6 protein-coding genes, 1 tRNA gene, 2 rRNA genes and 1 pseudogene (1 of these 10 only partly in view) are annotated in these 9,796 nt (G+C 58.0%); 5 read left to right on the forward strand and 5 right to left on the reverse strand.

What is annotated here, in order from left to right:
- Nucleotides 1-148: 148 nt before the first annotated feature.
- Entirely contained in the window at nucleotides 149-1,303 is a 1,155-nt protein-coding gene (locus EGT36_RS04400) for a hypothetical protein (RefSeq protein WP_125270097.1), read from the reverse strand.
- A gap of 981 nt (nucleotides 1,304-2,284) precedes the next feature.
- On the opposite strand from EGT36_RS04400, the gene istA reads away from it, so the two are divergent.
- From istA to EGT36_RS30945, 5 genes and pseudogenes are all read left to right on the forward strand, one after another.
- On the forward strand, nucleotides 2,285-3,784 hold the full coding sequence (istA, locus tag EGT36_RS04405; RefSeq protein WP_052821263.1) for an IS21 family transposase: 1,500 nt from the start codon (nucleotides 2,285-2,287) through the stop codon (nucleotides 3,782-3,784).
- 1 nt (nucleotide 3,785) lies between these two features.
- On the forward strand, nucleotides 3,786-4,520 hold the full coding sequence (istB, locus tag EGT36_RS04410) for an IS21-like element helper ATPase IstB (RefSeq protein ID WP_003501246.1): 735 nt from the start codon (nucleotides 3,786-3,788) through the stop codon (nucleotides 4,518-4,520).
- Between the two features lie 137 nt (nucleotides 4,521-4,657).
- Nucleotides 4,658-5,047: a hypothetical protein gene (locus tag EGT36_RS04415; RefSeq protein WP_125270098.1), complete on the forward strand. Its 390-nt coding sequence runs from the start codon at nucleotides 4,658-4,660 to the stop codon at nucleotides 5,045-5,047.
- 128 nt (nucleotides 5,048-5,175) lie between these two features.
- On the forward strand, nucleotides 5,176-5,991 hold the full coding sequence (locus EGT36_RS04420; RefSeq protein WP_125270099.1) for a recombinase family protein: 816 nt from the start codon (nucleotides 5,176-5,178) through the stop codon (nucleotides 5,989-5,991).
- An 86-nt stretch (nucleotides 5,992-6,077) separates the two neighbouring features.
- Nucleotides 6,078-6,878, forward strand: a pseudogene (locus EGT36_RS30945) (recombinase family protein); the annotation flags it as partial.
- 720 nt (nucleotides 6,879-7,598) lie between these two features.
- On the opposite strand, the gene EGT36_RS30950 reads toward EGT36_RS30945, so the two are convergent.
- The 4 genes from EGT36_RS30950 to EGT36_RS04440 all read right to left on the reverse strand — a co-directional run.
- On the reverse strand, nucleotides 7,599-7,805 hold the full coding sequence (locus tag EGT36_RS30950; RefSeq protein WP_286083569.1) for a hypothetical protein: 207 nt from the start codon (nucleotides 7,803-7,805) through the stop codon (nucleotides 7,599-7,601).
- 79 nt (nucleotides 7,806-7,884) lie between these two features.
- Nucleotides 7,885-7,961: transfer RNA gene (locus tag EGT36_RS04430), tRNA-Met, on the reverse strand.
- A gap of 219 nt (nucleotides 7,962-8,180) precedes the next feature.
- Nucleotides 8,181-8,295, reverse strand: a 5S ribosomal RNA gene (gene rrf, locus EGT36_RS04435).
- A gap of 264 nt (nucleotides 8,296-8,559) precedes the next feature.
- Nucleotides 8,560-9,796: ribosomal RNA gene (locus EGT36_RS04440) — 23S ribosomal RNA — on the reverse strand (it continues 1,561 nt past the right edge of the window).

The raw sequence follows: 9,796 nt of genomic DNA on the forward strand, positions 1-9,796 counted from the left end.
ATGTCGCAGGACCGCAACCGGATCTCAAGGACCCTGGCAGCGAAGAATGAGAACAGAGCCCGAACAAGGTTAACAGCGGGCTCACGAGCTGAATCCAAAAGCCAGAATCGGAAAAGGGGCTCGAAAGCCCCTTCTCATCTCGTATCGATCAGTTCGTGATCAGTTCCAGCTTGTGCCGGCCCGGCACTTTGCGTTGTCCGCGGGTCGCGGAAAGCAATGCAGCAATCGGGTTGCTAACGTCTGCTTCCGTTTCGGCCTGAACATCCGAAGCTTCGGCTTCGACCATCTCGGCCTTCTCGGTTTCGTCATCGAGGTCGACGTCATCGTCGTCCTCGATCTCATCGTGGCCGGACGATGAGGCTGCGACAGCTACTCGCGGCGAAGACGGGTCTTCTGGCAACGGCCACGCTGGCATTTTCTCCTTCGACGTTGCCCAGACGAGCATTGGGATCACCACCGTCTGAAGCCACGTTTCCAGGCTATCGACCTTCGCCCAGTTCGAGCTGTCGCGAAGTCTCCACAACAGCGCCTCGACCTTTTTCCAACGAGACGCCGATGGCAGACCGATCTTCATCGTCGATTTGCCGTCCCCCTGCGGACCAACACCGGTCCCCAGACTGCTCAGCAGCTCGTAGGCATGGTAAGCATGAGCCTCGGCCTTCGGGGCGATGCTACTCTTCTTGATCCTCTTGCCGGTCTTCTCCGCTTCAGCCACAGCAGCGGAGAGGATCTTCAGAAGCCCGAGGAGGTTGCGCAGGAGAGCCGTTCGACCATCTCGCGTCCGTGCCTCGACCATGGCTTTGAGACCATGGACACCACCGAGATCGATGACGTCGACCTCGGCTTCTCCCTCGTCCGGCACATCGTCGCCGGCCAGGATTGTCTTCACGTCGGCAACCTGGATCCGACCGTGATCTTCCGCGAACGCGAACGCGGCTTCGATCTTTTCCGCCGGCGCCGAGATCAACTGGATCAGCACCGTCGGCCCAATCGCCAGTGCCACCGCCTGGTCACGGTAGCCACCGAGGTTGCGGTGGACGCCACGCCAGTTGCGCGCGGTACGCGCGGTGATGTTGCAGCGGGCTTCAACCCACTTCCCGAACGTCCCGTCCGGGATATGAGCGCTTGCCGCTTCGAGCAAGGCGCCGAGCTCGAAAATGTGATCCGTCTCTTTGCGCCCGAGATCGATCAACGACTTCGCTTTCGCCTCGAGTTCCGCCGAGATCTCTGGGGAGATCTCGTGTGACGTGTAGTCGAAGGCTACGCGCGCTGACGACGCCAGCGCGTTCTTCCTATTCTTCATGTCAAACATCCCTGTTTTCACAGTACTTGCCACAGCCGCACCATGCAACTGATAATCATATTATAGCGGATATTGAAGAATAGCTCAATAATTACAATAGGTTGCGTCATTTCCGATATCACAAAACTTCGTTTATTACTTGGATTTATACATTCATTACTGTAATGATTGGCCACATCGCAGCAGGAAAATGACGGGAAATAAATTTTATACTACAGCAACAACTCTTGGTAGCATTCGAGGTTCGACCTTGTTACGCCGAGGCCAGTCGCCATCACCGACCCAGCGTGCCCTGTAAGCACGCAGACGATGCCCTGACGTGTAGCGCCCCTCCTTAAGACGCGCGCGGGCTGGCAAATCGTTATGCTTAATGACTTATGAAGCATGGCGACTCAAAAGAGGGCGCTCTCACCCAAAACGTGTTTAAAAACAAATCGAGTCTCAGAATGGCACATTCGAGATGTAAACATTTATTGCCAAAAAAACATTTGAATACAGACACTTGCAATGGTCGAAGCGGTAGGCTATAGGTCTCTCGCTCGATACACGGCCCAGCGCCATCAAGGAAAGGAGACAGGCATGACGACCGCATTCAGCACCATCATGACGACGATCTTCTCTTCCGGCGCGCCCCTTCGTGCTCGCATTTCGCTGAGCGCATTTTTCGGCCGGACCTCCTCTAGCGTGGCTGCCTCCGCCGCCCATCGTCGTCGAAGACGATGGCAACCGGCAACCACAGGAGGTCTCCATGCCGAACACCAAGAACCCAACTCGTCCGTCTGCGTCTCCGCGTAGGGCGAAGGCAATCCCACGCGGCTTCAGGAAGCATTCTTCCTGGTGGCGGTCAGAAGTGCCGAAGCTGATTGTGTGATTAGGCATGGAATAAGGACCCCGCACATGGGGTGATCGGCGTCCAAACGGGACCCCCATTTGCAATGGGGTTACAACAGCCTCCGGTTTCATCGGAGGCTTTTTGTTCGGATGCTTATTGTGGAAACAATTCTGAAGATACGGCGGCTAGCCCATGTTCAGGGCAAGTCGATCAAGGCGATCTGCCGGGAGTTGGGCATATCGCGGAAAGTGGTGCGGAAGGTTTTGCGCACCGATGAGACGGAGTTCAAATACGAACGGACCCGTCAACCTCAGCCGAAGCTCGGCCCCTGGCGCGGTCAGCTCGATGGAATGCTCCTCGCCAATGAGGCCAAATCTTCTCGCGAACGGCTGACACTGATCCGGATATTCGAGGACTTGCGCGACCTCGGCTACGAGGGCGGTTACGACACAGTCCGGCGTTACGCCCGAACATGGGCGAAGGAGCGCGGGTCCGTGACGGCGCAAGCCTATGTGCCGCTCTATTACGCGCCGGGCGAGGCCTACCAGTTCGACTGGAGCCACGAGATTGTCGTGCTGAACGGCGTGACGACGACGGTGAAGGTTGCGCATATCCGGCTCTGCCACAGCCGGATGATGTATGTGAGAGCCTATCCGCGCGAGACGCAAGAGATGGTCTTCGACGCCCATGACAGGGCGTTCGCTTTCTTCGGCGGGGCCTGCACGCGCGGCATCTATGATAATATGAAGACCGCGGTGGAGACGGTCTTCGTCGGCAAGGAACGGCAATACAATCGCCGCTTCCTACAGATGTGCAGCCATTACCTGATCGAACCGGTGGCCTGCACGCCGGCGTCGGGGTGGGAGAAAGGCCAGGTCGAGAACCAGGTCAATCTGGTGCGCGAACGCTTCTTCACGCCGCGACTGCGCTTCAAATCCTACGATGAACTGAATGGCTGGTTGCTGGACAAGTGCATCAGTTACGCCCGCGCTCATAAGCACGTCGATCAGACGGAGCGCACGATCTGGGAGGTGTTCGATGCGGAGCGGCCGCACCTGGTCGGCTATCCCGGCAAATTCGACGGCTTCCACGCTGTGCAGGCCTCGATCGGCAAGACCTGCCTCGTGCGTTTCGACAACAACAAATACTCGGTACTGTCTACGGCAGTCGGCCGCCCTGCCGAGATACATGCCTATGCAGATCGCATCGTCATCCGGCAGGATGGCGTGGAAATCGGCCAACACGATCGCTGCTTCGGCCGTGGCGAGACGATCTATAATCCCTGGCATTACGTGCCGGTCCTGACCCGCAAACCGGGAGCACTGCGCAACGGTGCGCCGTTCCACGACTGGGTTTTGCCCGCCGCCATGGAGAAGGTGCGCCGCCGGCTGAAGGCAATGCATGACGGCGACCGGCAGATGGTGTCGATCCTCGAATGCGTGGGCCTGGACGGGCTCCCCGCCGTCGAAGCGGCCTGCCAGGAGGCGATCGATCAGGGCGTGTTCTCGGCCGCCGTCATCATCAACATTCTGGCCCGCAAGCGTGATCCGCAGCCGGCCGCCATCCTTTCCATCCCCGATGCGCTTCGCCTGACCCATGAGCCTCTGGCCGACTGCGCCCGTTACGACAGCCTGAGGAGGGCAAGCTGATATGGAACGATCCCAAATCCTCGACATGATGGGCACGCTGAAGCTGTTCGGCATGCGTAGCGCCTATGACGAGATCATGGCCTCCGGCATCAAGCGACAGCACGAACCGCCGCGCATCGTCGGTGACCTGCTTCAGTCGGAGATCGCCGAGAAGCAAGCGCGCTCCATCAAATACCAGATCACCGTCGCCAAGCTGCCGCTGGCCAAGGACATCGACGACTTCGACTTCACCGACACGCCGGTCAACGAAGGCCTGGTGCGCCAACTCGCAACCGGGGCCTTCCTCGCCGAGCAGCACAATATCGTTCTGGTCGGCGGAACCGGCACGGGAAAGTCTCACCTGTCCATCGCCCTTGCTCGTGCTCTGATCCGCAATGGCGCACGCGGCCGCTTCTTCAACGTCGTCGACCTCGTCAATCGGCTCGAGACGGAGGCACGTAGCGGCAAACAGGGACGGCTGGCCGACTTCATCACCAGGCTCGACTTCGTCATCATGGACGAACTGGGCTATCTCCCATTTGCCCAGGCGGGCGGCCAGCTCCTCTTCCACCTCATCAGCAGGCTCTACGAGCGGACGTCCATCATCGTCACGACGAACCTGGCCTTCGGCGAGTGGCCGGCCGTATTCGGCGACGCCAAGATGACCGCCGCTCTGCTCGACAGGCTCACCCACCATTGCGAGATCGTGGAAACCGGGAACGAATCCTGGCGCTTTAAAAACCGCTCTCAAAGCTAAAGCCGAAAAGACAAACAACCCGCGCCCGCAGGCCCTTGCGCTAAATGGAGAGCCCCGGGCCTACGCGCGCTGACCCGATGCAACTAGAGGCAGGGGTCCCTTTTGGGAGCCGATAAGGGGTCCCGTTACGACGCCGATTGACACTGATTGAACAGATCAGTGCGGTGCTGGCGGATGCCGACGAGCCCAACGGTCCGCGAGAAGTTCTCATCGAACCGCGTTTCGTGAGCTTTCCGCTGCAGTCGGACCTGACCCGCGGGATCACGCGATCGAAGCTGGGGGAAGTCTGCTACGGGCTGCCGCTTCCTCCACGCGTCACGCTCGCTGACATCAGCACTGCCCTGCAAGGCGAGGCGCTACCTCACCTGGTCGCAGCGCAGCTCTGGCTGCAGGAAGTCGATGCAATCTCGCTTCGCGACCCTGGCGGCATGCAGAATGCCGCAGTCAGCACGTTGATCGAACACCTCAAGGCGGCTGCAGCAGACTTCTCGGCTGCGGTCGAGCGGATCAGCGCGAGCAACGCCTGACGCGCGTCGGCGCAGCGGCAATTATTTCCATCAAGCAATTGCCACTGACGCCGGGCTCCCAAGGGGGGTGCGGGCTGATATAAGGCCGCCTCCCGACTTCCAGTCATTTGTAGAACGGGATTGAAGACATGACGAACAAGGTAGCTTTGTACGCTCGGGCTGCGAGCAAAACGGGTGAAGGATCGATCGAAGCGCAGATCGGAAGCGGCAAGGCATTTGTCGCCGACCGTGGCTGGGCGCTGGTGGGATGCTTCACGGACGTCGAGAACAACGAAGCCCTCTTCAAAGCCAGACCGGGCATCAAGTCGCTCTGCACCTATATCGATCGCGGACCGATCGATATCGTGCTGTGCGATGCGCCCCTGAACGTCTCGGACAACCTCACCCACGTCACACGGTTTCTCGAGGAGCTCGGCTCCAGTGGGGTCGAGCTGTGGTCGACAGCAATGGCCGAACGGGTGACGCTGCACAATCTGCCCTATGCCGATAGCGGCGATCAGGGCAAGGAGGCCACTGCTCCCTTTCTCGAGAGCAGTCGTGGGATCCGGCAGGCAGGTTTTGGATATAAGCTGTCGTCGGCAGTCGATCCCCAAGGCCGGCGTATTTTCGGGTATCGGGTGGTGCATCCGGCGCAGGCGGAAGTGATCCGCCGCATTTTCCGGATGTATGCCGCTGGCCGTTCGCCGCGCGACATCGCCTCGACCCTGAATGCCGAAGGGATCAAGGGGCCGGGCGGCAAACCGTGGCGGGAGGAGACTATCTACGGGAGCCGGGCGCGCGGGACAGGTATTCTCAATAACGTCCTCTACGTCGGTATGCGGCAGAACGCAGAGAGAGAATTCGACGGCTATGTCCCCGCGCTACGCATCGTCAGCGACGAGCTGTGGCACCGCGTTCGACAGCAACAGGCCAATGTCAGAAGGCGGTTTTCCAGGTCTTGGTGACCAGCGTCAGCGATTGAACCCGCAGAAGTTTCAGGGAGGCTACCACCCAAAGCCTCTCTACAGCATCCATCCAATGGAGTTTGAGAATGAAGACCGTCCTGTTTTACGCCCGCTATTCGACGGACCGCCAGCACGAGGTATCGATCGAAACGCAGATCGAACTTTGTGAAGCTTTCGCCAAACAGAAGGGTTGGAACGTCGTCGCGACCTACTCGGACTCGGCCGTCAGCGGCATGAGTTTCCTGTCACGCCCCGGCATTCAGCGGCTCTTGGCGCATGTGAAGCGTGAACACATCGACGTCGTACTTTGCGTCACCGTCGATCGCCTGTCGCGAGACGTCGAGCATAGCGCCAAGATCCTCAAAGACCTGAACTACCAGAATACCGAGATCTGGACCGTCCATGCGAGCCAGGCCATCACAAAACTGGAACTGCATTTCCGGGCGACATTGAGCGACGAGCTTGTCGACCAAATCCGCTTCCGGACGCGCGAAGGCATGAAGACCGCAGTGAAGAAGGGTAAAGCATCTACCTGTCTCGCTTATGGATACAAGCTCTCCCAGCAGCGTGACGCCAATGGTGACCGTATCCGGGGTCTGCGGGAAGTCGATCAGATCAAGGCGGAGATCGTGAGACGAATCTTCAAAATGTATTCCGATGGTATCTCTCCGCGCGATATCGCCGATATCCTTAACAAGGAAGGCATCATTGGACCACGGGGGAGAGCCTGGCGCGACACGGCTATCCGCGGTTCCAAAGCAGTTGGAACCGGCATCCTCAACAATCCGAGCTACATCGGCCGCATCGTCTGGAACAAGCGCCAGTATCGTAAAAATCCTGACACGGAACGGCGGACGGCGCGAATGAATGACGCCGATCAATGGGTCTGGACAGAGGTCCCGACAATGCGCATCGTCTCGGACGAACTCTGGGAGCGCGTCCGCGCACGCGACGCCGTGATTCGCGACCTCTATCAGAACGCCACAACCAACCGGCTCAACGCGACACACCGGCCGGAATATCTTCTGAGTCGCATGCTTGAATGCGAGGAATGCGGTGGCCCCTACGCGATCTCCGGCAAGGATCGCTACAGCTGCACTAACCGCAAGAAGCGTCTTCCAATCGATGACCTCGGGGGCGCCTGCTGCGGTAACAGTAAGACGATCACCCGCCACGAACTCGAGGAGCGCGTTCTCAACTGCCTGCCGGTCGCCTTCTACTCCCTCGATATCTTTGACCGCATCTCCCAGAAGATGGTCGCGCACGAGACGAACAAACTGAAGAGCACCCCTTCCCGCAGAGAAGAGTTGGCCGCAGAGCTTGCAACCGTCAAGTCCAAGCAGGCGAGCCTGATGCAGCAGATCCAGAACCGGCATACCGAAGGCCGGCCGCGTCTTGTCATTCTCGATGACCAGCTCGACGAACTGGAGATCACCCGCGAGAAGGTGGTCAAGGAACTCGCGTCGATCGCCGAAGCACCGGCGGAGGATTTCGAGGAGAAAATCGCGAAGTTAAAGGCGCAGTTCAACGCGGAGAATACCGAGATCGCCATCCGTAAGCTGATCTTCTTGGCGCGCAACAATGCCGACGAGCAGGCCAAGCGCCGACTAATGCCGATCGTACGTGATCTCATCCAGGTGGTCGTGATCGGCAAGACGCCCGGCCACCAGCCGGCAGCGCTGCAGGTTCATGGCGATATCGCCAACATCATGGCATCGATGGATGTGATCGACATTATGCAGCAGCAGTTTGTCGCATCCGCCCAGAACGACATGATGGCCCGCATTGCATCGGGCGAGATCGACACGGAGCACAAAAAGAAAAAGCTCCTCGACTCATACGAGGAGGAGCTTCGTCGCAAATACCCCGAGTGGGAGAATTTGCAAGTGTCGGTGGTTGCGGGGGCAGGATTTGAACCTGCGGCCTTCAGGTTATGAGCCTGACGAGCTACCGGGCTGCTCCACCCCGCGTCCAGCGCATTCGGCAAGGCCGAATGTCGCGGTTACGTCGTTGCTTTAGCGACGACGGATCTTTGCCGGAGTAAATTGCGGAGCAATTTATCTCCTGTAAGGGACGCACTTGGCGTTTTCCTTAAGTTTTGTCTTAAACTGCAAAAGGCCGCTTTTGGCGGCCCTTTTTTTTCGGCTGGGCCGAGGGATGTGATGAGAAGATTTTGATGCGTTTTGCAGACCTGGCAGCGACCTACTCTCCCGCGTCTTGAGACGAAGTACCATTGGCGCTGGGGCGTTTCACGGCCGTGTTCGGAATGGGAACGGGTGCAGCCGCCCCGCGATAACCACCAGGTCGGCAAAACGCAACATTGTTCATGTTTTCACATGAACGTTATTTTCGAGAAGCTGGAGAGCTCAAGGCTCTATTTAATTTACACGTCGTTTCTGTGACTTATCCGTATGTTGCCTTGCTCGAGGTCGAGCGTGGCGCCCATACAGGACGCTAGTCCGTCGCCAATCGTTTGGCGCGCCGTCTGCAGCGTAGTGGCCGAAGGCCACGTCAGCGTGAAGACAGAACAGATCATCAAGCTCCGCTTGATGAGCATGAACAATGGGAACGAAGAAGTCGATCGAGCTATTAGTAACGGTAAGCTTCACACATTGCTGTGCTTCCACACCCGTCCTATCAACGTGGTCGTCTTCCACGGCTCTGATAGGGAACACTCGTTTTCAGGTTGGTTTCCCGCTTAGATGCCTTCAGCGGTTATCCATTCCGTATATAGCTACTCTGCTATGCCCTTGGCAGGACAACAGATCCACCAGAGATACGTCCATCCCGGTCCTCTCGTACTAGGGACAGATCCTGTCAATATTCCTACACCCACGGCAGATAGGGACCGAACTGTCTCACGACGTTCTGAACCCAACTCACGTACCGCTTTAAATGGCGAACAGCCATACCCTTGGGACCTGCTCCAGCCCCAGGATGCGATGAGTCGACATCGAGGTGCCAAACAACCCCGTCGATATGGACTCTTGGGGGTCATCAGCCTGTTATCCCCGGCGTACCTTTTATCCGTTGAGCGATGGCCCTTCCACACGGGACCACCGGATCACTATGACCGACTTTCGTCTCTGCTCGACTTGTCAGTCTCGCAGTCAGGCTAGCTTATGCCATTGCACTCGACGACCGATTTCCGACCGGTCTGAGCTAACCATCGCGCGCCTCCGTTACTCTTTCGGAGGCGACCGCCCCAGTCAAACTACCCACCATACACTGTCCCGGATCCGGATAACGGACCGCGGTTAGACATCCACGAAGATAAGGGTGGTATTTCAAGGATGGCTCCACAGAAACTGGCGTCCCTGCTTCAAAGCCTACCACCTATCCTACACATGCCTTGGCGAATGCCAGTGTAAAGCTATAGTAAAGGTGCACGGGGTCTTTCCGTCTGACCGCAGGAACCCCGCATCTTCACGGGGAATTCAATTTCACTGAGTCTATGTTGGAGACAGCGGGGAAGTCGTTACGCCATTCGTGCAGGTCGGAACTTACCCGACAAGGAATTTCGCTACCTTAGGACCGTTATAGTTACGGCCGCCGTTTACTGGGGCTTCAGTTCAGAGCTTGCACCCCTCCCTTTAACCTTCCAGCACCGGGCAGGCGTCAGACCCTATACGTCGTATTGCTACTTCGCAGAGCCCTGTGTTTTTGATAAACAGTCGCTACCCCTGGTCTGTGCCACCCCATCATACTTGCGTACAAAAGGGTCACGCTTCTTCCGAAGTTACGCGTGCAATTTGCCGAGTTCCTTCAACATAGTTCTCTCAAGCGCCTTGGTATACTCTACCTG

Origin of the sequence: Agrobacterium sp. FDAARGOS_525, assembly GCF_003938925.1 — a bacterium.
Classification (GTDB): Bacteria; Pseudomonadota; Alphaproteobacteria; order Rhizobiales; family Rhizobiaceae; genus Agrobacterium; species Agrobacterium pusense.

Coding starts and splice junctions, on each gene's coding strand:
- EGT36_RS04400 (WP_125270097.1), bottom strand. CDS start 1,303: ATGAAGAATAGGAAGAACGCGCTGGCGTCGTCAGCGCGCGTAGCCTTC.
- istA (WP_052821263.1), top strand. CDS start 2,285: ATGCTTATTGTGGAAACAATTCTGAAGATACGGCGGCTAGCCCATGTT.
- istB (WP_003501246.1), top strand. CDS start 3,786: ATGGAACGATCCCAAATCCTCGACATGATGGGCACGCTGAAGCTGTTC.
- EGT36_RS04420 (WP_125270099.1), top strand. CDS start 5,176: ATGACGAACAAGGTAGCTTTGTACGCTCGGGCTGCGAGCAAAACGGGT.